The 25,139-nt window shown below is 36.0% G+C and carries 17 protein-coding genes and 5 pseudogenes; 13 read left to right on the top strand and 9 right to left on the bottom strand.

Translation table 11 applies throughout. The annotated features are described in order from the left end of the window. Window positions 1-509 (top strand): IS6 family transposase (locus AC1DIT_RS14680; RefSeq protein WP_476998260.1); only part of this gene is annotated, 509 nt, incomplete at its 5' end. A gap of 344 nt (window positions 510-853) precedes the next feature. On the opposite strand, the gene AC1DIT_RS14685 is transcribed toward AC1DIT_RS14680, so the two are convergent. Next, the gene (locus AC1DIT_RS14685) at window positions 854-1,012 is read right to left on the bottom strand and encodes a hypothetical protein (protein ID WP_016115582.1); all 159 of its coding nucleotides are present in this window, start codon (window positions 1,010-1,012) and stop codon (window positions 854-856) included. Window positions 1,013-2,194: 1,182 nt separating this feature from the next. Here AC1DIT_RS14685 and AC1DIT_RS14690 point away from each other — a divergent pair. Together AC1DIT_RS14690 and AC1DIT_RS14695 are read left to right on the top strand one after the other, a co-directional pair. After that, entirely contained in the window at window positions 2,195-2,407 is a 213-nt protein-coding gene (locus tag AC1DIT_RS14690) for an alpha/beta-type small acid-soluble spore protein (RefSeq protein WP_016115581.1), read from the top strand. A 413-nt stretch (window positions 2,408-2,820) separates the two neighbouring features. Continuing rightward, window positions 2,821-3,072, top strand: coding sequence for a SunI/YnzG family protein (locus tag AC1DIT_RS14695; protein ID WP_016115580.1), 252 nt, complete (start codon window positions 2,821-2,823; stop codon window positions 3,070-3,072). A 266-nt stretch (window positions 3,073-3,338) separates the two neighbouring features. On the opposite strand, the gene AC1DIT_RS14700 is transcribed toward AC1DIT_RS14695, so the two are convergent. The 3 genes from AC1DIT_RS14700 to AC1DIT_RS14710 form a co-directional block, all read right to left on the bottom strand. Continuing rightward, the gene (locus AC1DIT_RS14700; RefSeq protein ID WP_016115579.1) at window positions 3,339-3,536 is read right to left on the bottom strand and encodes an aspartyl-phosphate phosphatase Spo0E family protein; all 198 of its coding nucleotides are present in this window, start codon (window positions 3,534-3,536) and stop codon (window positions 3,339-3,341) included. A gap of 1,182 nt (window positions 3,537-4,718) precedes the next feature. Further along, window positions 4,719-6,194, bottom strand: a complete 1,476-nt coding sequence (locus AC1DIT_RS14705; protein ID WP_016115578.1) for a protein adenylyltransferase SelO — start codon at window positions 6,192-6,194, stop codon at window positions 4,719-4,721. Window positions 6,195-7,087: 893 nt separating this feature from the next. Further along, window positions 7,088-7,945 (bottom strand): LysR family transcriptional regulator, encoded by an 858-nt coding sequence (locus tag AC1DIT_RS14710; RefSeq protein WP_016115577.1) that lies wholly within the window; start codon window positions 7,943-7,945, stop codon window positions 7,088-7,090. Between the two features lie 107 nt (window positions 7,946-8,052). Between AC1DIT_RS14710 and AC1DIT_RS14715 the strand changes: the two genes are divergently transcribed. Continuing rightward, complete coding sequence (locus AC1DIT_RS14715; protein WP_016133102.1) at window positions 8,053-9,282, top strand: MFS transporter; 1,230 nt, start codon at window positions 8,053-8,055, stop codon at window positions 9,280-9,282. Between the two features lie 44 nt (window positions 9,283-9,326). Here the strand turns inward: AC1DIT_RS14715 and AC1DIT_RS14720 are convergent. After that, window positions 9,327-9,569 (bottom strand): annotated as a pseudogene (locus AC1DIT_RS14720) (hypothetical protein). Window positions 9,570-9,996: 427 nt separating this feature from the next. On the opposite strand from AC1DIT_RS14720, the gene AC1DIT_RS14725 reads away from it, so the two are divergent. Further along, window positions 9,997-11,124: a serine hydrolase domain-containing protein gene (locus tag AC1DIT_RS14725; protein WP_476998261.1), complete on the top strand. Its 1,128-nt coding sequence runs from the start codon at window positions 9,997-9,999 to the stop codon at window positions 11,122-11,124. 36 nt (window positions 11,125-11,160) lie between these two features. Here the strand turns inward: AC1DIT_RS14725 and pepF are convergent, their stop codons facing one another. The 3 genes and pseudogenes from pepF to AC1DIT_RS14740 form a co-directional block, all read right to left on the bottom strand. Continuing rightward, window positions 11,161-12,948, bottom strand: a complete 1,788-nt coding sequence (pepF, locus tag AC1DIT_RS14730; protein WP_033671332.1) for an oligoendopeptidase F — start codon at window positions 12,946-12,948, stop codon at window positions 11,161-11,163. Between the two features lie 265 nt (window positions 12,949-13,213). Beyond that, window positions 13,214-13,465 (bottom strand): annotated as a pseudogene (locus AC1DIT_RS14735) (DDE-type integrase/transposase/recombinase); the annotation flags it as partial. Between the two features lie 161 nt (window positions 13,466-13,626). Then, the gene (locus AC1DIT_RS14740; RefSeq protein ID WP_016115571.1) at window positions 13,627-14,859 is read right to left on the bottom strand and encodes a MerR family transcriptional regulator; all 1,233 of its coding nucleotides are present in this window, start codon (window positions 14,857-14,859) and stop codon (window positions 13,627-13,629) included. Between the two features lie 188 nt (window positions 14,860-15,047). Between AC1DIT_RS14740 and AC1DIT_RS14745 the strand changes: the two genes are divergently transcribed. The 8 genes and pseudogenes from AC1DIT_RS14745 to AC1DIT_RS14780 form a co-directional block, all read left to right on the top strand. Beyond that, entirely contained in the window at window positions 15,048-16,334 is a 1,287-nt protein-coding gene (locus AC1DIT_RS14745; RefSeq protein ID WP_016115570.1) for an NAD(P)/FAD-dependent oxidoreductase, read from the top strand. Between the two features lie 13 nt (window positions 16,335-16,347). Then, window positions 16,348-17,820: an aldehyde dehydrogenase family protein gene (locus tag AC1DIT_RS14750; RefSeq protein WP_016115569.1), complete on the top strand. Its 1,473-nt coding sequence runs from the start codon at window positions 16,348-16,350 to the stop codon at window positions 17,818-17,820. A gap of 45 nt (window positions 17,821-17,865) precedes the next feature. Next, window positions 17,866-19,284 carry an MATE family efflux transporter gene (locus tag AC1DIT_RS14755; protein ID WP_016115568.1) on the top strand — a complete coding sequence of 473 codons (1,419 nt, stop codon included), beginning with the start codon at window positions 17,866-17,868 and terminating at the stop codon, window positions 19,282-19,284. Between the two features lie 45 nt (window positions 19,285-19,329). Continuing rightward, a complete protein-coding gene (locus AC1DIT_RS14760) occupies window positions 19,330-19,611 on the top strand; it encodes a cupin domain-containing protein (RefSeq protein WP_016115567.1) in 282 nt (93 codons plus the stop codon). A gap of 254 nt (window positions 19,612-19,865) precedes the next feature. After that, window positions 19,866-20,907: pseudogene (locus tag AC1DIT_RS14765) on the top strand (aldehyde dehydrogenase family protein). Window positions 20,908-20,937: 30 nt separating this feature from the next. Further along, window positions 20,938-22,293 (top strand): aspartate aminotransferase family protein, encoded by a 1,356-nt coding sequence (locus AC1DIT_RS14770; protein ID WP_175637018.1) that lies wholly within the window; start codon window positions 20,938-20,940, stop codon window positions 22,291-22,293. 107 nt (window positions 22,294-22,400) lie between these two features. Then, the gene (locus AC1DIT_RS14775; RefSeq protein ID WP_016131746.1) at window positions 22,401-24,020 is read left to right on the top strand and encodes an amidohydrolase; all 1,620 of its coding nucleotides are present in this window, start codon (window positions 22,401-22,403) and stop codon (window positions 24,018-24,020) included. A 53-nt stretch (window positions 24,021-24,073) separates the two neighbouring features. Next, a pseudogene (locus tag AC1DIT_RS14780) lies at window positions 24,074-24,208 on the top strand (N-acetylmuramoyl-L-alanine amidase); the annotation flags it as partial. A 59-nt stretch (window positions 24,209-24,267) separates the two neighbouring features. Here the strand turns inward: AC1DIT_RS14780 and AC1DIT_RS14785 are convergent. Next, window positions 24,268-25,058 (bottom strand): annotated as a pseudogene (locus AC1DIT_RS14785) (arylamine N-acetyltransferase family protein). Window positions 25,059-25,139 lie beyond the last annotated feature (81 nt).

A 25,139-nucleotide genomic window follows, 5' to 3' on the forward strand; every position in this document is an offset into this window, starting at 1 on the left:
ATCATCTTAAAACAACAAATGATTCATGGAGAGTCGATGAAACTTATATTAAAGTGAAAGGGCAATGGATGTATTTATATCGTGCCGTTGATTCAGATGGGAATATCATTGATTTTTATCTAAGTAAATCAAGAGATAAACAAGCAGCCAAGCGCTTTTTCAAGAAAGCCTTGGCTTTTTCGTACATTTCTAAACCTGGTGTGATAACAGTAGATAAAAACCCTGCCTATCCTGTAGCGATTCAAGCGTTGAAAGAGGAGAAACATATGCCCGAAGGCATAAAGATAAGGCAAGTTAGGTATCTCAATAATATAGTGGAACAAGATCATCGTTTTATTAAGAAACGTGTGCGTTCTATGTTGGGGTTTAAGTCATTTAAAACTGCAACTGCTATATTGAGTGGTGTTGAAGCCATGCATATGATAAAAAGGGGACAGATTGATTTACGGAATCAGTCTGTCCAAAATCAAAAAGAGTTCATCCACCAAGTGTTTGGACTTATAGCATAAAATACGATTTCACTAGGAAGCTACTACTATCCGCGTTCTTCTTCATATATTTGCACCAGAACCGAAATATGGTATAGATGGGAATTCAGCCAGCATTTTTCTAAATCATCGACAGTTATACATGATGCGCGAGTGCCGGTTGGTAGGATTGTGCAGATTAGAAGATCTGTGAATCAGCGATACCTATATATCTTTTTTTAGAAAAAGGTATTATGATAATTTTATTCTATTAGGGGGGCACCATACATGTCCATCAAGTAAATATTTTGAAGTGCCCCCTAAATGAAAATTTCATTTCTATACAGTTAGTTATTTATGCAAAAAAATTCCCTATTCGTCCTTAACTAAAGCTTGTTGTTTTGTCTCTTGATGAGTCTATTTTCATTTCCGTTAGCTAGCCGTTGATCTGATTCTTGCATTTGTTCTTGATCCTTACTCGGAGTATTCAATGCATCTAAAGGCATGTTGTTGATTTGATGATTTCGTAGATCTTTTTTATCCATGATATATAGCTCCTTCTCTAGTTTAAATTTACATACAATGTAATTATTAATGGATATTTTACAACTTAAGATCAATTAATATACAAGAGATATATTGAAAAGCCACTTAACTATAGTGGGTCTTTAAACAGAATGAAAATCCTTCATTTGCCAAAAGTAAACAAATACGCAGTAACACACATGGCAAGTCAGTGAGAAGAAGTTTATTTTTCCTTTCAGTAAAGGCTTATAAGAATTTTGATGATGGTCGTGAAATTTTGGGTCATTCTGTTTTTAATATTCCGTGAAGGTGCAAGTCGAGAAGGGAATAATCCATTATATTTATCGTGAAGTAATGTTATTGGTCTATTCTTTAACAAAGATATATTATCCTCTAGGGAAATTTACTATCATTCGTTAAATAAATGTATAAAGGTTATATAAAATATGTCCAATCATTACAGGAATGATTGAATTCGTTTCTTTTGTGATGGTGTATACGAATACGAGTTCATTTAAACTAGATAGTAAACCCGCTGCTTTCTTTGCATAGAAAAAGGAACCGCATGCTCCTTAGTGTGATTCTGAAGTTTCGTAGTTTTTGTTGATGATATCTCGCATGTTGAAAATAAAGGATATTAGGAATACCATAGCTAGGAAACCATTTATCCAATAATATGTATTGTCTGTTGTGAATTTAGTATAGAAGGAATGGATATTAAAAAATAACAGGAGCGCTGAAAAGATAGTAGAGCTTACTAACATGCCAAAACTTTTCATGATGGTCACCTCTATTCGAAATGTGTATAAATTTTATGTAATTATACATTCGAATAAAGAGATTTATAAACAAATATTTTATATTACATGAACAAGAGGGTGTTGAAAGAATGCAAACGCAATAAAGTGATCTGCTTTCTTAATTCGCATAATTTTCAGAATTATAATCTTCAAATGTTAATATTTGTTATATAATAAATCTATCAAGTATCATCCCTATGTTTTTCTAATATGCCTGTTAAGATAGTTTGTGTTACCCTTTTTGTCAGCTTACCTTAAAAAGAACTTGTAGTGATTCCTACAAGCTCTTTTTGTTTTTCCAATTCAGCATAAACGGAAACTTTTAAATATATTTTTACCATAAAAAGGAATAAATATTTTTCCATGATTCGTAGCATATTAAAAACGTAGGAGGTGATACATATGGCAAATAAAAATAACAGAAATAATAACAATGTATTGATTCAAGGTGCTGAGAATGCAATTGATCAAATGAAGTATGAGATTGCACAAGAATTTGGCGTACAGCTTGGTCCAGATACAACATCTCGTGCAAACGGTTCTGTTGGTGGTGAAATTACAAAACGTTTAGTAGCCATGGCTGAACAACAACTTGGTGGTGGATTCACTCATTAATTTTATACGAAGAAATAACAGATGACAGTAAGTAGTAATATATATTTTTTGTCTGTATTTAGTTTATGAATATGTTTAGACATTTACACTATAAGCATCCCAATAGGGTGCTTTTTTTATTAGATAAAAGATTACATAATAAACAGTGAGAGAAACAAAATATGGACGTAGCTTCTTTTTACTTCTTCTTTTAGAGTGTTCATACTGAAAGAATAGTACTTTATCCTATTTATGTCTCGTCCACATGTGTTAAACAAAAGTTTGATTAAAGTGCAAAAATTGAATTTTGATACGTGTATTTGGTGCTTTGTTTAAGAATAAAAAAATGTAGCTGTTTTTATAATTTTTTGATATAATTTCGTTACATTGATTTATAATGAAATTTAAATTTACTAGGTAGGTAATAGAGTTATATGCAAGATATTAAGGTAACAAAGACACATGAACAATTAACAATTGAATGGCAAACTGCAGAAATTAATATTCTGTTAGAGGACATTGTTGAGATTATTGAAGATAATGACCATGTTCCTGAAAAGAAAAGGTTAGTAAAGATAGGAACACAAAGTAGTGAATCAGATTGTATATTAATTAGAACTACAACTTTAGATTATGCATTATTTACAATTAATAAGATTTCACTTTCAAATAAAATTAGATTGTGAGCATCTCGTGAACTACTCACCTGCTATGCTAACGCTTAGAGAATGAACAAAAAAGAGCGGTTTCCGCTTCTTTTTTGCTATTAGTGATGTTAATTTTCTTTGTTAATTTTTAACGAATTCAGTTCTTATTTAATGCTTGTACCTACACCTACATCCCAACCGAACCAGTTAAAAGGATCTAGAAATATATTTATTTTATAAATATTTCACGAAATAAGTTCTTTATAGATTGATATATAAATATAAGAGGTGAAATTATAGAGTTTTTATTTTTTACATGTATTACTGTTTGCTTTTGTAATAATGTCACGTATTTCACTTTGCTTCATCATACGAATAATTAATTTATCTAGGTCTTGGCTAAATTTTAGCACCCTAGGATGACAAAAACCATAGTGTTTAACAAGCTCAATTAATTCTTCTTTTCTTTTTTCAATTAAATAATGTAACTTTCTCATCTCCATATTCTTGCATAAACTCCTCTATCCCATAATATTCCTTAGAAAATTATAGACTAATTTCTTGAATAAGGAAACAGTATAATTAAACATATTAAAACATTTTTATGAACTTTTAAAGGAAAGAGTTTGAAGCCTAACTTCTTAACTATAATTTGTAAAAAGAGAAAATATTGTTGGTTTGAAACATAGTTGAATTATTTGTAAAAAAGTTTCACCAAATGGCTACCAAGCAAGAGGAAAAACAGAATGTCTCATGCCTAAAGGCGGACTAAAGTCCTGCATGGGCTTTTCCGTATCGCGAAATCTGTGATGGAATTTATGTAAATACCTAATGAAACATCTTTATTTAAATGCCTTTCAAATTTCTTTTGTAAATGTTACAAAATGAATTCTTTATCGCTGATTACAAGAGCGCTGGTAACTGATCCTATCTATACTATATAGAGACAATCTGTAGTTGATATGGAGATGGAGTGGAGATTATCTAGATATATAGGTGAATATATATCTAAAAAAACGTACATTTAGATACAATTTAACTGTTTCTCTGCACGCTATACGCTAAGCATAAAACTATTTAAATAAGTTACTTACATTTAACGAGTAATATGAGCCTAAGAAAAGCGTTGCAAAAATTAGCATTTATGCAACGCTTCCCTATGACTTGATATTTACAGCGTCACAACGTTGCATATATTACGTTGCAAATTAACTTTTAAAAATGATATTGGAGTCATTGTTATTAATGATAATATTGATACCCGTAAGAAAGATGACATGACTACTAAAGTAAAGGTTACAATCTTATCGTTATTTGCTGATATTGAGCGAAACTATATACTGGAACGAACACATATATGATGAAACATCAAAACGCTTTAGTTATTATGTGATGTTTCATTTTGAAAATATTTTAGAATGAAAGTTATTGGTACAATCTTATTATTCCTTCTGGCCTCTCTTTATCTAATAAAATAGATATCTAGATTTACCACTAGATATCATGAAAAAACAATCAATTGTATTTAGCGCTGAGAAAAGAGTAGTTGAACAAACTGTGTAGGCTCTATATCTATATTAAATGATTTTGCACTAGAACCGAAAAAATGCTACTCCATTAGGTAAAGGAGTAGCATTATGTTGTAAAAATAGTAAATCATGAGAAGGTGTTAACTTAATTCTCTCTCATGTACCACAAAAAGTTCGATAAGGGCGGGATGATGGCGCCGGTGGTGTGCAGTACTCAGACTGTTCAGGAGAGTGAGCATAAGGATTTGAAAGAACAACAAGCAGTTGTTCCATTACGCTGTAGTCCCCTTGTTTGACTGCGGCATCTAATGCTTCTTCCACGCGGTGATTTCGTGGAATTATCGCAGGATTGGTGTCTCGCATCAGCTGATGTGAAGAAGATTTCGATTCCTCCTGTCTGCTTACTCTTGCCTGCCATTTTTCATTCCACTTCGTAAACTCTTGACTTTTAAACAAATCGGTATCTTTATGTGTACCAAAAGTTAAAGCAAGGAAGGTATTAGTATAGTCTGCGCGATATTTCTCCATAATTTTAAGGAGCTCATCAATGAGGGCTTTATCTTCTGCTTCTTCGTTAAATATACCTAGTTTGGTCCGCATCCCAGCGAGCCAATGTTTTTCATACAGTGTGCCGAAATCTGAAATCGTATTTTGGGCTATTTGGGCAGCTTGTTCTAGGTCTGTATGTAGAAGTGGCAATAGAGATTCTGCAAATCGCGCGAGATTCCACACACCAATATACGGCTGGTTACCATAGGCGTATCGGCCTTGCGTGTCAATGGAACTAAATACCGTTGCTGGGTCATATTCATCCATGAAGGCGCAAGGACCATAATCGATGGTTTCTCCGCTAATGGTTATGTTATCGGTATTCATTACCCCGTGAATAAAGCCAACGAGTTGCCAATTTGCAATTAAGCTGGCCTGTTGCTTCATCACTTCTTGAAGTAACGCTAGGTATGGATTTTCCTGTGATTGAATAGCTGGAAAATGACGCTTAATCGTATAGTCAGCCAAAATTTTTAGCTCCTCAACTGAACCGCTTGCTGCTGCGTATTGAAATGTGCCAACGCGTATATGACTGCTAGCTACACGTGTCAAAATTGCACCTGGTAAAGCAGTTTCGCGTATGATTGACTCACCTGTTGATACTATAGCTAGACTACGGGTAGTAGGAATACCAAGCGCGTGCATTGCTTCACTGATAATATACTCGCGTAGCATTGGTCCAAGTGCGGCGCGGCCATCCCCTCGGCGGGAGTATGGTGTTCTACCAGAGCCTTTTAATTGAATATCAAATCGTTCACCTGAAGGAGTAATCTGTTCACCGATTAGCAGCGCACGGCCGTCTCCTAGCATGTTGAAATGCCTGAATTGATGCCCTGCATAAGCTTGAGCAAGAGGGATAGAACCTTCGGGAATTCGGTTTCCAGCAAGAACCGCTACTCCATCTTCGCTTTGTAGTTCCTCAATGTTTAGCCCTAGGGATGTTGCCACAGGATGATTGAGAATGATTAACTTTGGTAAGCCTACAGGGGTTGGGCTAAGGGTGGAAAAAAATGATTCCGGTAGACGGGCATAACTATTGTCTAAGTTCCATCCGGTTTCTTTTGTTTCTTTTTTATTTTTCATTGTATCTCCTTCTTTTACGTTTTTTTCTGTTATATAAAGCATAGATATAAATATTCAATGATATTCTCCATTTTATTGAGAATATAGAAGATTGGAATTTAATATTGATTAATTGGTGCGCATTGTTTTTATAATTCACTTGTAGTTATGTACATTATATCCTTAATCAATGAAAAAAACGTATTAGTACTTGTTTTTTATAAACTATAATATTTTATTCGAATAGTTCTGATATATAGTAACACTTTTAACATTGTATAACTGTTTTTTAACACTCTAAAAAAGTGGGGGGTGTCAAATGGAAGGAATACTTTTTTTAAAGGATCGTGTTCTTAATAACTTATTGCTTGTTAAGAGACAAAAAAAGAATGGATTCAACCAAAAATAAGTTGTACTTTATAAGTCTGATTTTCGCTATTGTCTTTGCCTTAATTCCTACAACAGGACTAAATAATGGGGAGTTTCTTTCCCATGGTATACCTGCAGAAAATTCCCTCTATAACGATGGAGAGATAGTGAGATTTAATCTATTAGGGTTTATCATTAACTTTTTTGTGTTTTATTGGGTTTTTAAGCTGATACTAAAGGTATGGAGATTTTTGGTGAATAAATCCGGGGATTAACAGGATATGTATTATAACGATGAGTAAGTTTGAAAAGACATGAAAGGAGCGAATTGGTTCTGCTAAATATCAACATAAATCTTTAACAGAACCAATTAATAAGAAGATAAAGCATATTAGTCATGTATTACATAGTGTTCTAAAAGAAAAATAAGGGTTAACTTGAAAGTAAACGAATTATGATTTTCTAAAAACCTAAGTCGAATTAAAATGACTTAGGTTTTTTGGTCTAGGAGATTTGTTATATGTAGTTGCATCTAACCTAAATAATCATGATGATGAATCTGTAATCCTATCAATAAACTTACGTAAAGCTCCTGAATGAAAAGTATCTTTTCGAACGATAAAAGTAGTGGACACCCTTGAAAAACTCTCGGGTAAAGGAGTTAGCGCTAAAGAATGCTGATGATCTTGTATAATAGATTTTATCATGATAGCAGTGCCCATACCTGATTTTACACAAGCAAGTATAGCTTCAATTGTTCCAAACTCTAATACTCGTTTTGGATAAATTCCTTCTTCATGAAGCCATTTTTCTAATAAGCTACGATAGTAACAGCCTTGGCTAAAAGCTAATAAATTCATTTTTCCTAAATCATCGAAAGAAGATAGAGGTAGTTTACTAATGAGTACTAATTCTTCCTCGTGAAACAAGATTGAATTGAGGTCAGGGTGATAAATATTGCCAGCAATAAATGCGCCTTCAAGCTTCCTTTCTAAAACGAGTTGAACTAAATTTTCTGTTGAATGAGTTTCTAAAATGAGTTCAACTTCAGGATACGCATCATAATACGATGTCAAAATAGAAGGAAGACGGACTGCAGTTGTAGATTCCGTAGATCCAATTTTTAATGTTCCGTTTGGATGTGATCTGTTATTTTGGACAGCTTTAATAGATGCTTCCATTAAGTATATGATTTGCTTTGCATAAGTTAATAAAATTTCCCCATTTGAAGTTAGAGAAACACCTTTCCCATTTCGGTAAAATAGTGGTGCCCCTAGTTCGATTTCTAATTGTTTAATCCGCATTGTCACGTTAGATTGTACATAATTTAAGTTTTGAGCCGCGCGAGAGATATTTCCTTCTTTAGCTACTTCATGAAAAACAGTTAGATCTTTTATATCCATCCGATTTCCTCCTAAAGATATCAAAGATTTTGATATCTTTTATCATTAATACTCATTTTACATGATATCTGAACCTTTTTACAATGAATGATATAGGGGGGATGAAATTGTTAAGCCAAGAAAAAAATATGAAGTGTAGCAGTTCGTATAAATGGATTGTACTAATGCTAGCAACAGTAACGCAGGCAACTGCCACATTAATAACATATGGAGTCGGACCTTTAGCATTTTTTTGGAAGGAGATATATCATCTTACTGATATGCAGATGGGAATGTTGTTAACTGCTGTTAATATTGGTCCTTTTTTTTGCATGCTTTTTATAGGGAGATTGCTTGATCAATATAATGAAAGATTACTTATTGGGATTAGTTCAATATTACTTGGTGGATCTATCTTACTTATTCAAATAGTAAGAGGTTTTACTGGATTGTTATTTGTTCTTACGGTGGTTGGAGTTTTTTATAGTACCGCACAACCAGGGGGGAGTAAAGTGATTTTGAAATGGTTTCCGAAAGAAAATCGCGGGTTGGCTACGGGGATTAGACAAGCAGGCATTCCTATAGGTGGCGCAGTGGCAGGAGCTATTGTTCCTATTCTCTCTCTAAAATTTAATTTGTCATATACGATATATATCCTTTCGAGTATATGTATTACCGGAGGAGCATTATTTTTAGTTTTTTATAGGGAACCTTTTACTCATAAAGAGCCTGTGTTAAATAACAAAGTAATGCCTTTTTCACAACAGTTAAAAGGAGTTATGAATAACAAGGCATTATATCCAATTTTCTTCACAGGAATTTGTATGATCTCATTACAAATGGTATTGATTGGGCACTTTATAAAATTTTTGATTACTGCTAAATCCATATCTCCAATTTTGGCAGGGCAAATATTTTCGATTACTTTGTTTTTTGGAATGCTAGGACGAATTGTGTTAGCGGTAGTTAGTGATTTTTTCTATAAAGGTAACCGTCAGAAACCATTATTTATTTCTGTAGTCGCTGCATTTATTTTAATCTTCATTTTGATACTGAACATACATAATCTTTCGGTATGGGGTTTGTTTTTATTTAGCGGCTTATTAGGGTTCTTCGGCATTGGGTGGTTTAGTCTTTTTATGGTTGAAGTTGTTGAAACATCGCGGCAGGATTCAGTAGGAATTACGGTTAGCTTTGCACTTACGCTAAATCAAATTGCTATTATTTTAGCTCCGCCTGTTTTTGGCTTCATAGTGGATATCAAAGGGTATACGTGGGCGTGGATGTGTATGGCTATATTGCTGTTTGTTTCAGCAATAAGTTTATTGAAAAATTGCAAAAAAAAGTCATGCGAATGACATTTTTTTTGCAATATGATGTATAATCAATTTTGATATGAATTTTAAAATGGTGATATTATGACATATAAATGAATTTGATTCTTATTAATATTTTCTTTTCGTTCATTTCCTCTTTTGAAATTCCCTGTTATTTTGGCCGTAATGAGCTTCCTCTCTTTTTTATTGTTTGCATGATTTATTTTACTTGAAAATTTTTCTGCATCTTTTCTTTTGACAATCATAATTTATTTTCCGTAATACTCGATAAATACCATGTTATTTTTGTTTGTTCGATAACTGAACATTTTATTATCTAGTTAATTTTGCTTATCGATGAATGCTAATAGATTACCTTTTTTGGCATTATTGTATATGTTGTTTGCAAGGAATGTTACATAAAAAAACAAAATTTTAGTGAGATGAATCGGATTGTTGGGTGGAAATTTTATAAGAAAGAAATAGAATAGTAAGTGATCAAAAATTTGAGTATGGAAAGCTTCTCTTGAATAACTTTCCAATAATACAAATTTTTAGGGAGATATAGATAATCAAGAGACATGCTAATTTATAGTAGTAGAATTGAGGATGAAATAGTAATATGTAGTTTATTTCTCGAATATAGTTCTTCAATAAATTTAAGCAAAAATTAAAGTCTTCTTTTAAATGAATAGAGATAGAATAAAACAATGAAAAGAGTAACAAGTATAAATTGAATAAAAAGAGGGCTCCTGTATGTTTAAGAGATGTTTAATCGTTTGCTTTATTATCGCAATTTTTTGCTTAAGTGTATATATGTTCATGCAAACAAATAAAGGTAAAACGCAGAATTTAAAGGCATTTTCAGATTCTACTAGTAAACTAGAAACAGATACACCGAAAGTAGATAGAAATCAGCGAAATCGTTAWGCTGGGGCAACACAAAAATTAGACCGATATTTAAAAGAAAAGGGATTTAATGGAACGGTACTTGTGACGGATCAAAATAATGTGATTTTGCGAAAAGGGTATGGCTATGCAAATATGCAGGATAAAGTCTTAACAACGCCAAGAACAAAATATCGTATTGGTTCTATCACTAAGACAGTAGTGGCAGTGTCTATATTGCAGTTGCAGGAAAAAGGGGAATTGAATATAGAAGATAATGTAAATAAGTATATTCCTTCATTCCCAGCGGATAAAAATATTACTTTAAGACATTTATTAACACATACATCTGGATTACCTGAACAAGGGAAAGGGAAAGTTGATGCGGCATCACGTTTAAAATTAGTGACATGGATTGGTTCACAAAATCTTGAATTCCCTGCTGGAACAGGTTGGAGATATACGGATTATAATTATATGGTACTTGCCTATGTTGTAGAAAAAATCTCTAAACAACCATTAGCTGAATATGTAAAAGAACATATTTTCACTCCAGTTGGAATGTATGAATCTGGTATGGGGGCAAAATTCCCTGGAGATATATTTTTCGCAGAAGGTTATACAAAGAAAGATAATGAATTCATATCTACTCCTCGGTTAAGAATGAATTGGCTATACGGTTGTGGTGAAATGTATACAACTGTAGAAGATATGAAGAGATTAGATGAGGCGATTATGACTGGCAAACTTCTTTCCAAACAAAGTTTATCAGATATGTTTACTGTATCACCTGCAAGGAAATATGGATTTAGTTTTTACATTTATCCAGATTATTACCATAATCACGGTGTATTAGCTGGATGGAATACATTTAATAATTTCAATTGGGATAAACGAATTTTTGTTATTCTTTTCTCTAATGTTCAAAACGGTATGACCGATGAATTTAATCAGGAATTTCGGAAGATGGCAAAAGATTTATTAGAAGGAAAATGAATTTGAAAAAGCCTCTAGCGTGAGAGGCTTTTTTTATTACAGTGACGAAAATGCTTCGACTAGTTTACTGAAACGATCTAGTGCACTTTCGATTGGTTTTGGTGTTGTTAAATCTACACCAGTTTTCTTTAAAAGATTGAGCGGATAATCGGAACTTCCACCTTTTAAGAATTCGATATAATTTTGCTGAGCGATAGGATCGCCGTTTAACAGTTGTTCTGCAATTTGAATTGCGGAAGCAAATCCGGTAGCGTATTTATAAACATAAAATGGTCGGTAAAAATGAGGGATTCTAGCCCATCCATATTTTACTTCTTCATCGAATACGAGCGTATCCCCATTGTATTCTCTAAACAAGTTTTCATATACATCATTAAATGTTTGAACATTTAATGGTTTACCTTGATGTGCCATTTCATGCGTAATCTTTTCAAATTCAGCAAACATAACTTGTGTAAAGAAAGTTCCTTTAAATTGATCAATAAAGTGATTGATTAAATGTTTGCGTACGTCTATATCTTTTGCTTCTTTTAATAGATAGTGAATTAAGAGTATCTCATTCACTGTAGAAGCGACTTCTGCTACAAAGATTGAATAATGAGCAGAGATTCTCGGCTGAAACTTATGTGAATAATATGTATGCATACCATGACCACATTCATGAGTAAGTGTAAAGAGACTATTTAAGTCATCATTATGATTTAACAGAATAAAAGGGTGAACACCATATACGCCGAAATTATAGGCACCAGAACGTTTACCAGGTAATTCTCTTACATCTATATAGCGTTGATCTTTAAAACCTCGAAGCGTTTGAAGATATTCTTCACCAAGTGGAGAAAGGGAAGTAAGCATGATTTCAAATGCTTCATCATATGGAATATCTTGTTTTACACCTTTTACTAAATCAACATGTAAGTCATATTGTCTTAATTCATCTAGCTGCAATTTTTCTTTTCGTAAATGATTATACGCATGTAGGGATTTAATATTTCTTTTAGTTGTATCAATTAAATTATTGTATACTTCCTTTGAAACCATATCGCCAAATAGAGACTTTTCTAATGCGGATGGGTAGTTTCTAATTTTTGAAATCGTAACATTGTTTTTTATAGCTGCTGTTAAAGTAGAAGCGATAGAGTTTTTTAGCTGAACATAAGGCTGATAGTAGGCTTTATAAGCTTCTTTCCTCGTATCTCTATTTTCATCTTTTATTAATTTTGAGTACATCCCACGAGTTAAGTTCACTTTATCCCCGTTATCAGTTGTAACTTCTCCAAATGTAATATCTGCGTTATTGAGCATTCCGTATGTACGTTGAGGAGAAGAGAGGGCCTCACCCATTTGAGATAAGATTTCTTCTTTATCCTTATTTAAAACATGTTTCTTATATCGATATAATTCAAATAAGTCTTCTTTATAATATTGTAAGCCTTCGTTTTCTTCCATGTAAGAATGTAATGTTTTCTCGTCGACACTAAGTAAGAACGGGGAAAAAAAGGAACGAGCAGCACTTATTTTAACATGTAACTGCGATGCTTTATCTACAAAGGACTGTGCTTCTGTATCGCGCGTATCAAGGTCGGATTGAAGTCTTGCATAAGCATAAACTAAATTAAACAAACTTGATATTTCTTCACTTTTCGTAAGATAAGCAAGTAGGCTTTGACCATCATGGATAGTCCCATTAAATTTTTTTAAATCCTCTGTTAATCCTTCGATTTTTTGATAATCGAGTTCCCAGTTTTCAATCGTTTTATAAATATCCGTTAAATCCCACTTTTCTTGATCGGATACATCCATTCTATTTTTAAATTCTGTCATAATCATTTCCTTCCTAGATCTATATTTTGTATATTCTCTATATAACTATGAAATACAACAAATTGCAAAAAATCCCTGCTGCATGATGAAAAGTCTTGTCGGAAACGACAAACTGAGGGGGTGTCCCAAAAGCGTCTTTTCTTTATAACTTTATTAAAAAGTTATGCTTTCGGTATAGGCAAGTTATTGTGTGAATAAGAGGGTGTAGTTCAAAAAAGAGGTGGCTTTTTTATTCTGTTGTACTCGCAATCTATCTTTATCAAATTTAAATAATAAATGAAATTTGATCTGGTAAATCAATATTTTTTAAATTCTTCATTCCGCTGCATTCTTCAACTTGATTTTGGACAGACTTGTCCAGTAAAACAAGTTGTCCTTTTTTCACCATATGCATAGCTTCTATTCCAGAAATAATGGATGTAGCTGTGCGAAAGGATTTCAATCCTAACATCGAATGAACTCGCTTTTTAATAAACCGATGATCTTGTTCCACTATGTTATTGAAATATTTCACTTGCTCATAATTTGCTTAAGTAATAGCAAATAGATCAAATCGAAAATGGTAGCGCGGGTGCTTATGCTTGCGCTACCATTTTTCGGATTAACCATGATTTTAGCTACAAGGGAGCTGTCTCATCCGTGAACTAGCCTACTTTTCGGACAGCCTCTTTTTGTGTGCTATTTTTTCGTACTAGCCAAATACATTAGCATGTGAAATTTTTCGTCTATTACATGATAATCAAAATAAGGTCCTGGATCTGTACAGTAACCGATATTTTCACTTTGCGTGATTTGAAATCCGTTGACTGATAAATTTTCTTCTAAGTATTTTGGATATAAAATATGTTCGTGGGAATTTGGATATAAGGCTGAAATATTTTTCAAGGATTTGGCCGAGCTATCATAATAGGAGTACCCGCCGACAATTGTTGAACTGCTATGGAAATAGTTTTTTAAAACATGAATTGGGAACTGCGGATTGAGCAGTGAAAAATCAGTTGCTGTAAAACTATCCACAAAAATATCGATGCTAAGCGGTTTCAATGGCAGATTTAAATCAGAATTCAAAATATAAAGGACGTTTGGCTTCGGATTCATACGCTCAATTCTTTTTCTAACCTTCTTGAGCATCGCGAGCGAATAGCCACTGAATACATAGGATGCGGTCGTTTCAAGAACATCGATATATTTGGGTAGTGACACAAAAGCGTCAACGTTTGTTTCCACGATTAATTTGTTTTTCAAATCTACATTTTGTAGAACTTTTTGAAACCAAAAATTACTTTTTTCAAATAAGTTAATCATTTTGGGATTGATCTCTTTAATCGTTTCTTTATCGTAAAAATAAGATGGATAAGGAGACGTCTCGTACAAGTTCGCGGTAATGATAATACCTTCCTCGATAGCTGCCTCGTATCCACAAGTACAAGTTAAACTCCCCGTTTGAATGTAGACTTTTTTAATCGTTACATCTTTCATTTCAAGTGGAATGTGGCACTTCGGACAATAGAGCAGATTTACAAAGGAAAGCGGGATCCCTGTAAGATTCTTTTCTTTGGATGAAGGCGAGCTGGTTTGAACCGCTTTTTCAATCAATTGGATAGCTTTTGATATGTCTTCTTTTTTCTTGGTCAGCTGGTTCTTTTTATCAATGAGTAAGTTGTTGTAGTAGTCGATATCTTCATGGTCCGAGAAGTTTGTGACACGCTGATACGATAAAATTTGTTGAATTTCTAGCAGTGAAAAATGAAATTTTTTCAGCTCAGTAATAAAAGCCATGTCGTCGAGACACAATTGGTTCATTTGATACTGGGTGTTTTTTTTGTCTGGTATTAATAATCCCAGTTCAATGTAATAACGAACGGTATCAGTCGTAACATGAAAAAGCTTTGCAAATGTACCAATTTTCATAGATGCCCCCCCAATGAAAAAAGTGGAGTTACTCCACTTTTTTCACAAAAATRAATTCAAAAAACTCTCAAATGGCTATTGACTTGGAGGAAACTCCAAGTCATATGATGGATCTAAGAAGTTTGAATATTATGAATAATTTTTGACTGTATTGTAACATACATGTCATAAAAGGAGAAGAATTAGCTATGGATAAGATGGATCGAATGGATACTCTCTCACTGTGGACAGCGACTGCAAACAGCTATGAAAAAGGAAAACTTCTTGAAGGAAATGAAGAGGCGGATGTTGTCATTATTGGCGCAGGTTTCACAGGTCTTTCTTCTGCATATCATTTGCAAAAATTAGGGAAGAGTGTCATTGTCCTTGAGCAAGAAACAATCGGATATGGTGCAAGTGGTCGTAACGGCGGGATGGTATTGCCAGGCTATAAGCCAACGATGCAGGAGCTTGCCAAAAAGTATAGTGCCGACGAGGCGAGACAGCTTAACGATCTCTCCCTGTTTAGTGTTGAACTGGTTAAAAACATCATCGACGAGCATCAAATCAACTGTAACTTTAGAAAGACAGGTCACATTGTGGCGGCTTACAAAGCCAAGCATTTTGAAGGATTGAAACATGAAAGCGAATACTTAAACAAAAATTTCGGGTATGAATCAAGCGTGCTTGATCGAAGTCAGTTGCATCAAGAGATCGATTCTCCACATTATTATGGCTGCTTAGTCGACAACTCGAGTTACTCGTTCCAGCCACTGAACTATGCAATTGGTTTGGGAGAAGCAGCTAAATCGATCGGTGCAAAAATCTTTGAACATTCGAAAGCACTATCTATTGAGTACGGTCGAAACAGTGTGAAAGTTGTAACAGAAAAAGGTGCTGTTACTGCGAAAGACATTATTGTGGCTACAGATGGTTACTCTGGAAAAATCATGAATGAACTGAACAAAGGCGTACTGCCAATTTCGGCACGTATTATTGCTACTGAACAGCTTCCAGAATCACTGGTGAGTACCGTCATTCCTAAGGATCGTATGGTTTTTGATACAAGCAGTTTCCTTTACTATTTCCGACGTACACCAGATAATCGGATCGTATTTGGCGGTGGCGATGTTCGTCCAAACTTAGGCGATACTGTTTATCAAAGTGTTTACGATGCCATGGTTAAAATAATGCCAAAACTAGCAGGAAGCAAGATTGATTTCCGTTGGGGTGGATTTATCGGGGTTACAATTGATACGTTCCCGGTTATCGGCAGATCCAAAGAAGGCGCATACTTCGCAACGGGTTATACGGGCCACGGTGCGTCTCTCTCGACATTGTTTGGTAAGTTATTGGCACAATGGATCGTTACGGGAAGTGCAGGTGGATATCGATTTGAAAAGGAGCGCCTCAAATCATTTCCGTTCTATAATCAGAAAACGATGCTGGTCAATCTAGCACATATTGGTTTCAAACTGTTAGATATTATTGCATAAAGGAGAGTTGTTTATGAAAATTAACATGTTCATTGACGGGAAATGGGTAGAAGCGTTATCCGGTGCTAGACGAAACATTATCAATCCTGCAACCGGAGAGGTGATCGCAACGTCTGCTTATGGATCAGCAGACGATGCGAAGATAGCAACCAAGGCAGCTCGTAAAGCGTTTGACAGCGGGATCTGGTCGGATTTATCGGCTGATGAAAGAGCTGACTATCTCTATAAAATTGCAGACCGTCTTGAAGAGAAGGCAGCTGAAATTGCACGTTTGGAAACTGCAAATAACGGTAAGGTTATTCGTGCAACCACTTATGTGGATATTCCGGTATCGATTCAATGCTTCCGCTATTATGCTGACTTGATCAAAGGTATGAAAAAGGAATCTTACACTCGTGCTGATTCTTCGGAAACAATTATTATTCATGAACCGATTGGTGTTTGTGGACTGATTGTACCTTGGAACTTCCCGCTTATGTTAGCTGTTTGGCAAATTGCTCCTGCACTCGCCGCAGGGAATACAATTGTAATTAAGCCTGCTGATGTCACTCCTGTAAGTGTATTCAAATTATTTGAAATTATCGAAGAGGTTGGACTTCCGGACGGAGTGGCAAACTTGGTATTGGGACCTGGCTCAAAGGTTGGGAATGAGCTTGCCGAGAGCCATGATGTTGACAAAATTGCCTTTACCGGTGGAACAAAAACAGGTCAAAGCATTATGCGCGCAGCTGCGGGCAATATGAAAAAAATCACACTTGAACTGGGTGGTAAATCTCCACTTATTGTGTTCGACGATGTGGATTTTGAAACTGCAGTCGAGAATGCGATGTTTGGTATTTTCCACAATGCTGGGCAAGTTTGTTCAGCTGCATCTCGTTTGCTTGTACAAGAGACCATTTACGATAAGTTTGTTGAAAGATTGGCCGAGTGTGCAAGCAAAATTGTAGTTGGCAACGGGGAAAGCGAGAACATTGAAATGGGAGCCCTCACAAACGAGCTTCATATGAATGAAGTTTTACATTACATCAAGAGCGGAATCGAAGAAGGTGCAAAATTAGTTTGTGGTGGTAAGCGCTTAACAGAAAATGGGCTTGATCGAGGATTTTTTATTGCGCCAACGATCTTTGCTGATGTAAATGCGAATATGCGTATTGTTAAGGAAGAGATTTTTGGTCCAGTCCTTGTTGTACAGAAATTTAAAGATGAGGAAGATGCCATCCAAAAAGCGAATGATTCCATTTATGGATTGGCAGGTGCTGTATTTACTGAAGATATGGATCGAGCAAAACGTGTCATTAGTAAATTGCGTGCGGGAATTACTTGGATTAATAGTTATCATCTCGCTTATGTTGAAGGTCCTTGGGGAGGATATAAGCAAAGTGGAATCGGCAGAGCGTTAGGTGCTGTTGGGCTGGAGCACTTTATGGAAACGAAGCAAATCAATATCCACCAGCATGCCCAGCCTGTAGGTTGGTATGCGAATTAATTGAGCTTAACTTGCTATATAAATTATTTATAAGGGGACATGCTCATGAAAATAGTAGACAACCGTCCGTCATCAAAGATAGAGCAACTAGAAGTAATGAATAAGCCGGCGCATGATTCAGTGCTGGGAACCAAAAGTATTCCGTTACTATATTTACGGTTTGCTTTGGCAGGAATTATGGCTAACGTGATTCTAGGAATTGTAGCGGTTGTCGATGGGTATTTCGTCAGTGGCTTTCAGGAGCTGGAAGTCGAAGGGATCGGAATTGGATTTACGGTCATGGTTATTACCCGTATGCTTGGCGTTCTTTTGGGTGTGGGAGCCGGAGCGGTCATTTCACTTCGACTTGGAAAAGGAAAGACCGAAGAAGCTAGAGGTATTATGGGACAAACTTTATGGTTTACTCTTTTCCTCTCCATTTTGTTAGCTGTACTTGGAGTGGTCTTTGAAAATAATATTATGACCTTATTCGGAGCAAGTGATGAAGCGCTTCCGTACGCGGTACAATATAGCCGTTTGCTATGGGTTTCATTGCCATTAACGATATTGGCCGTTGTATTAAGTATTTTAACCAATATCGATGAAAAACCTGTATTATCAATGAACAGTTGGTTAGTCGCAGCAGTTGTTGCGGGGATTACAGAATGGATTATGGTAACGAAGTATGACATGGGGATGATGGGTTCCTCATGGGCCAATACGATTTCGCAATCGATCCCTGTTCTCCTAATCTTTTATTTCTGGTTTGGTAAAACAAAACTTAAGCCAAAAATGAAAGATATGATGATTAATCTCAAGACGATCGGTGAAGTGGTGTGGACGGGCTTTGCATCTTTCTCGAGTCAGTTCATGATGTTTATTGCAATTATTTTCTTCAACAACTTACTGCTAAGCTACGGTGGTGGGGTGCACGTTGCCGCTTTCACGATTCAAAACGGTTACATTACAAATCTGCTTGCCTTAGCAGCGCTCGGTGGGATGACAGGACTTCAACCGATCATTAGTTATAATTACGGTGCGGGCAACCTTGATCGTGTTAAACAAGCAATTAAGGTGGGACTCATTTTTACGGTTGCCTTCTTTGTGATTGTGACAGCTATGCTAATCATTTTTGCAGATCCAATTGTGTCATTTTTTTTCGGTGGTAATCCTGAATTGCAGAAACTGGGTATTTGGACAACAGTTGTATTCAATTCTTTGTTTACGCTTAATGCAGTCAGCTTGCTTATCTCCGGTTATTTCGAATCTCAAGAGAGAAACTGGACCGCAACGTTTATTAATGTTAGCAAAATGCTGTTGTTCTCGTTCCCGTTTCTATTTATTTTCCCGAAATTCTGGGGGGTAGAAGGTATATGGTACGCAACTCCTGCTGCAGAAATTCCAGGCGTTCTCATTGCTATGTACTTTATGAAAAAAGAGTTCAAACGTTTAAAAGATCTGAATGTTAAGACAGTACGCTTATAGAACCTATTTCTTTAAAATTACCTGTAAGAAAGAGAGATGATTATCATGTTTTTTGCGAAAAAACTTACAGCAGAAGAAGCACAGCAATTAGGTGTTGATACTTGGGAAGCGTGGGTAGGTGAACCGAATAAAGGAACGTGGCATGTAGAAGAGCAGGAAGTTTTCTATGTGACAGACGGTGAAGTGTTTATTACTGTTGATAGAGAAAAATATCATATTACAAAGGATTGGGTCGTTTCCTTGGCTAAGGACCTTGTCTGTGAATGGGATTGTCCAGTATTTTTGAAAAAGAATTATAAAATGAACCATGAGATCAATCTGAAATAATGTGAAATGGGAAGTGGGCAAATGCTAAGCAGATGACTGCTCCTGCGTATTTAATGGCTAAGAAATTCAGAATAGTAAAGCGGAATGGAGATAAAGCCTAATGAACCAAAAAGCCGACATTGTTCTCTCAAGTAATGTTGACGAAATGTAGTGAAATTTATGCAAATAAGTTTACATACCGTCATATGAATGCGCTTTCTTTTCCGGGTGCAATAAATATATAGGACGGTTATCTTAAAATAGGAGGTTTCACTATGATAGTAACGAAAAATGTACAAACGTTGAAAAATTATATTGGCGGACAATGGATCGAATCCACAAGTAAACAGATTGAAGATGTACCAAATCCAGCAACAGGAGAGATCATTGCTCGTGTACCGCTTTCGACTAAAGAAGATTTAGATAGAGCTGTAGCAACTGCTAAAGAAGCAGGTCTTCCAGATGGAGTACTAAATGTTGTGCATGGTGCACATGACGTCGTTAATGGCATTCTTGACAATGAGGATGTGAAGGCTGTATCTTTCGTTGGTTCTCAACCTGTGGCTGAGTATATATATAACAGCAGCAGCTAACGGCAAACGTGTACAAGCTCTTGCAGGGGCAAAAAATCATTCGATCGTATTAAAAGATGCGGACCTTAGTTCTGCAGCGAAGGAAATTACAAATGCTGCCTTCGGTTCAGCCGGTGAACGATGCATGGCAGCGGCTGTTGTTGTCGTGGAAGAAGACGTTGCAGATGAGCTCGTTAATAGACTGCTTCAAGAGGCTAATGTTATTACTATTGGCAATGGCCTGGAAGAAGGTGTTTTCCTTGGTCCCGTTATTCGTGAAGGACATAAAGAGCGGACACTCGTCTACATTCAATCCGGTGTAGAGCAGGGAGCGACACTTATTCGTGACGGACGTGAAGACGATGCAGCAAACGGCCAAGGTTATTTTGTTGGCCCAACGATTTTTGACAATGTGACACAGGAAATGAAAATCTGGCAGGATGAAATCTTCGCACCGGTTCTTTCTGTTGTACGCGTAAAAGACTTGACGGAAGCGATTAATGTTGCTAATGCATCGCCATTCGCAAATGGTGCATGCCTGTACACCAATAGCGCTAAAGCCATTCGTGAATTCCGTGAAGAAATTGATGCAGGTATGCTTGGAGTCAATCTTGGAGTTCCTGCTCCAATGGCATTCTTCCCATTCTCAGGTTATAAGAAATCCTTCTATGGTGATCTCCATGCAAATGGAAAAGATGGCGTAGAATTCTATACTCGCAAGAAAATGCTTACGGCTCGTTATTGAAAGAGCGATGTAAAATCATAAAAGGATAGAATGGAGTTGGTGATTGTGCAAACGACAGAACAAACACAAAATTTGCAAAAAGCAGATGAAAAGTACCTTTGGCATGCAATGAGAGGAGCAGCCCCTAGTCCAACGAATTTAATTATCACAAAAGCAGAAGGGGCATGGGTGACGGATATTGATGGAAACCGTTATTTAGACGGTATGTCCGGTCTTTGGTGCGTGAATGTTGGGTATGGTCGAAAAGAGCTTGCAAGAGCGGCTTTTGAACAGCTTGAAGAAATGCCGTACTTCCCTCTGACACAAAGTCATGTTCCTGCCATTAAATTAGCAGAAAAATTGAATGAATGGCTTGGTGACGAATACGTCATTTTCTTTTCTAACAGTGGATCGGAAGCGAATGAAACAGCGTTTAAAATTGCTCGTCAATATCATCAGCAAAAAGGTGATCATGGACGCTATAAGTTTATTTCACGCTATCGCGCTTACCACGGTAATTCAATGGGGGCTCTTGCAGCAACAGGTCAAGCGCAACGAAAGTACAAATATGAACCATTGGGGCAAGGATTTCTGCATGTAGCACCGCCTGATACGTATCGCAATCCAGATGATGTTCATACACTGGCAAGTGCTGATGAAATCGATCGTGTCATGACATGGGAGTTAAGCCAAACAGTAGCCGGCGTGATTATGGAGCCGATTATTACCGGGGGCGGAATTTTAATGCCTCCTGATGGATATATGGCAAAAGTAAAAGAAATTTGCGAGAAGCACGGTGCGTTGCTCATTTGTGATGAAGTTATATGTGGATTTGGCCGGACAGGGAAGCCGTTTGGGTTTATGAACTATGGCGTCAAACCAGATATCATTACAATGGCAAAAGGTATTACAAGTGCGTATCTTCCTTTGTCAGCAACAGCAGTCAGACGAGAGATTTATGAGGCATACATAGGCAGTGAAGATTATGATCGCTTCCGCCATGTGAATACGTTCGGAGGAAATCCTGCTGCTTGTGCCTTGGCTTTGAAGAATTTAGAAATTATGGAGAATGAGAAACTCATTGAACGTTCTCAAGAATTGGGTGAACGACTGTTATATGAACTAGAGGATGTAAAAGAGCATCCAAACGTAGGAGATGTTCGCGGAAAAGGCCTTCTTTTAGGTATTGAACTAGTGGAAGATAAGCAAATGAAAGAACCGGCTGCCATTGAAAAGGTGAACAAAGTCATCAATGCTTGTAAAGAAAAAGGTCTAATTATTGGTAAAAATGGTGACACTGTTGCAGGTTACAATAATATTTTGCAGCTTGCTCCTCCATTAAGCATCACAGAAGAAGACTTTACTTTTATTGTTAAAACAATAAAAGAATGTTTATCTCAACTTTAACTAATTATGGATAAATCTTGTTAAAAAGCAGAATAGCATATTGAGAGATATAGCTTTAAATACTAAACGAATCACTCTAAAAGAGTAATTCCGAAAGGGCTGAGTTTATGAAGGCTGATGTTGTATTGATAAATGGAGAAGTTATTACAGTAGACCAAAAGAATACAGTAGTCGAAGCTGTAGCAATAAAAGATAATCGTATCGCAGTTGTTGGTTCAAATCAGGAGGTTAAGAGTTTTATAGGAGAAAAAACGGATGTAATTGACCTGCAAGGAAAAACGCTTCTTCCTGGATTCATTGATTCTCATATTCACCTCATTTCTCATGGGCTGAATCAGTTGGCGGTAAGTTGTAAAGCTGAACATATCGATTCTATCGAGGCTTTGTTAGATGACCTGAAAAAGAAAGCCTTAGAAACTCCTAAAGGTGAATGGATACGTGCCTGGGGCTTTAATGAAACCGCTGTGAAGGAAAAGCGTTATCCAACAATCGCTGAGCTGGATGAAATTTCAGTTGAACACCCTATTATTGTATCCCGCACTTGCAGCCATATAAGCGTGGTGAATAGCAAAGCTTTAGAAATTGCGCAAATTAACGAGAACACACCGGATTCTAATGGGGGAGTTATTGAAAAGAATCAGGCAGGAAGGCTTACAGGAAAGTTAATTGAAGCAGCAAATATGGAGATGAGCGAGGTTGCAAGTTATACAGAAAGTGAACTGATGAAGGCTGTGAAAATTGCATCAGATCATTTCGTTACAGCGGGCATAACAAGTATACATGAGGCAGGTGGACATGGCCCTGAGAGTTACCGTTTACTGCAACAAGCTGTGAAGAGTAAGGATATTCGTGTCCGAATATATGCAATGATATGTCAGTTAAATAACTCCCATGAATTTGTTAATAAAATGGTCGAAGCTGGTGTGGTAACTGGTACCGGAGATGAGAGATTCAAAGTTGGACCAGCTAAATTGTTTACAGATGGAAGTAGCACCGGGCCTACAATTGCAACCCGTGAGTCGTACTCCAGTGACTCTAACAATTATGGTATTCTTTATTATAGTGAGGAAGAAATCTACCAAGTTCTAGGTGAAGCACATGAAAAAGGCTATCAAATCACTGTACATGCACAAGGTGATAAAGCCATTGAAATGTATTTAAATTGTGTAGAAAAGGCGTTGGAGGAATCACCAAGAAAAAACCACCGTCATCGGATTGAGCACGCGGGAATTTCTTCACCAGATTTACAAGAGAGAATGAAAAAACTCGAGGTGATTCCTATTCCAAATCCTCCATTTCCATATGAATTCGGAGAGATATATGTCCAACACTATGGTGATCGTGTTAATCACATGTACGCTGTTCGTGATTTTATTGATCGTGGCATCATGGCAGCAGGTGGATCGGACGCGCCAGTTACTGACTATAATCCTTTATTAGGAATTCATGTTGCTGTCAATAGAAAAAGCCAGTCTGGAATGGAGTTTGGTGCTAATCAATCTATAAGCGTAATGGAAGCTATTAAACTATACACCTGGAATGGCGCTTATGCGAGTTTTGAAGAAGAGATAAAAGGAAGCATAGAGGTCGGAAAGTTGGCGGATTTAGTTATACTAAATGACAGTATTTTAAGTGTCAACCCAAACCAAATTAAAGATTTAAAAGTAGAAACAACTATTATTGATGGTGAAATTATCTATCAAGAAGAACAATCAGTAAAAATTTAATATATCATAGTTTACATACCACGTAAACCTTGTAATGTTATGTGGTGTTTGTTGGAACTGTAGATGCAGGATTAGGATTTACAATCGATGCGAAGGTTATGATGGATGGTTCACCGCAATACAAAGTACGTAACAGCAAAGGTGCAACGTATTATGTAACTGCAAACGAAGCACATGTATATGCAAAGAATCTCTGTTGTACGATGAAAAGTCTTGCCGAAAACGACAAGACTTTTCAATTTGTAAACTATAATTTTATACCAAATGTTGCGTGTAATAGGTCTGAATATTGTTGTTTTGTAATCTCTTCTTTACTCTTTTTCCCTTGTTTTGTTACTGTAAAACTATCTTTTGTTAAAGCAGCATGCCCGTCAGAAGTTAGTTTTACAATAAGGGGTACTTTATTAAAAGGAGAGTCTTTATGCTCCACAATTATTCTTTGCGCTTCATTCAACTTTGTTTCGTCAATTTCTTCAATATAAAATGCATAACCTAATGTCCAGTCCTCAAGAGAGGCCATGTCTAGAAATTCATTATTCTTTTTCATCTCTAAAATATAGTTTCCTTTTGCAGTTGTTTCTTTTCGGATGCGATAGTCTCCGGTAACAGATTGAACAGCTGCCCCTGAGAAAGGAACGGGTGAAAGAGGAAGATATGAACCGAAACCGACTTCAATTAAATAAAGTTCATCATTATGTTTTAAAACGGTTGCCACATGTCCTGAATCAACAGCCCAAGTAGCAGAAGCGGCATTATAAACCGTCCCTGATACTAAATGAACAGCGAAACCGCAATCTTTAAGGAAGTAATACATCGTTGGATTCAATTCATAGCAAAGACCACCGCGATTATGAACTAAGATTTTTTCTTGGAGATGTTCTTTTGATATTTCTTTCACTGTTCCTTGAATATATCCAAATTTTCAAATGGAACTGCTTGAGCCATTGCATGAAGGATTTCGTTTAAATCTTCAAATGAAATGGACTCTCTTTCTTGTATATTTAATCTGGAAAAGAATTGCTTTTGTAGTTCTGTCATGTAAATCGCTCCTTATCCATTTTCCTTATATATAATTGTATCGAATGTTGAATAAGAAAACATCCCTAATACGTTGAATAA

The organism is Bacillus sp. 05T22, assembly GCF_056396765.1.

Excerpts from the sequence above, each read along its gene's own strand:
- AC1DIT_RS14685 (WP_016115582.1), bottom strand. The coding sequence starts at position 1,012 with ATGGATAAAAAAGATCTACGAAATCATCAAATCAACAACATGCCTTTA.
- AC1DIT_RS14690 (WP_016115581.1), top strand. The coding sequence starts at position 2,195 with ATGGCAAATAAAAATAACAGAAATAATAACAATGTATTGATTCAAGGT.
- AC1DIT_RS14695 (WP_016115580.1), top strand. The coding sequence starts at position 2,821 with ATGCAAGATATTAAGGTAACAAAGACACATGAACAATTAACAATTGAA.
- AC1DIT_RS14700 (WP_016115579.1), bottom strand. The coding sequence starts at position 3,536 with ATGGAGATGAGAAAGTTACATTATTTAATTGAAAAAAGAAAAGAAGAA.
- AC1DIT_RS14705 (WP_016115578.1), bottom strand. The coding sequence starts at position 6,194 with ATGAAAAATAAAAAAGAAACAAAAGAAACCGGATGGAACTTAGACAAT.
- AC1DIT_RS14710 (WP_016115577.1), bottom strand. The coding sequence starts at position 7,945 with ATGGATATAAAAGATCTAACTGTTTTTCATGAAGTAGCTAAAGAAGGA.
- pepF (WP_033671332.1), bottom strand. The coding sequence starts at position 12,948 with ATGACAGAATTTAAAAATAGAATGGATGTATCCGATCAAGAAAAGTGG.
- AC1DIT_RS14740 (WP_016115571.1), bottom strand. The coding sequence starts at position 14,859 with ATGAAAATTGGTACATTTGCAAAGCTTTTTCATGTTACGACTGATACC.
- AC1DIT_RS14745 (WP_016115570.1), top strand. The coding sequence starts at position 15,048 with ATGGATAAGATGGATCGAATGGATACTCTCTCACTGTGGACAGCGACT.
- AC1DIT_RS14750 (WP_016115569.1), top strand. The coding sequence starts at position 16,348 with ATGAAAATTAACATGTTCATTGACGGGAAATGGGTAGAAGCGTTATCC.
- AC1DIT_RS14755 (WP_016115568.1), top strand. The coding sequence starts at position 17,866 with ATGAAAATAGTAGACAACCGTCCGTCATCAAAGATAGAGCAACTAGAA.
- AC1DIT_RS14760 (WP_016115567.1), top strand. The coding sequence starts at position 19,330 with ATGTTTTTTGCGAAAAAACTTACAGCAGAAGAAGCACAGCAATTAGGT.
- AC1DIT_RS14770 (WP_175637018.1), top strand. The coding sequence starts at position 20,938 with ATGGAGTTGGTGATTGTGCAAACGACAGAACAAACACAAAATTTGCAA.
- AC1DIT_RS14775 (WP_016131746.1), top strand. The coding sequence starts at position 22,401 with ATGAAGGCTGATGTTGTATTGATAAATGGAGAAGTTATTACAGTAGAC.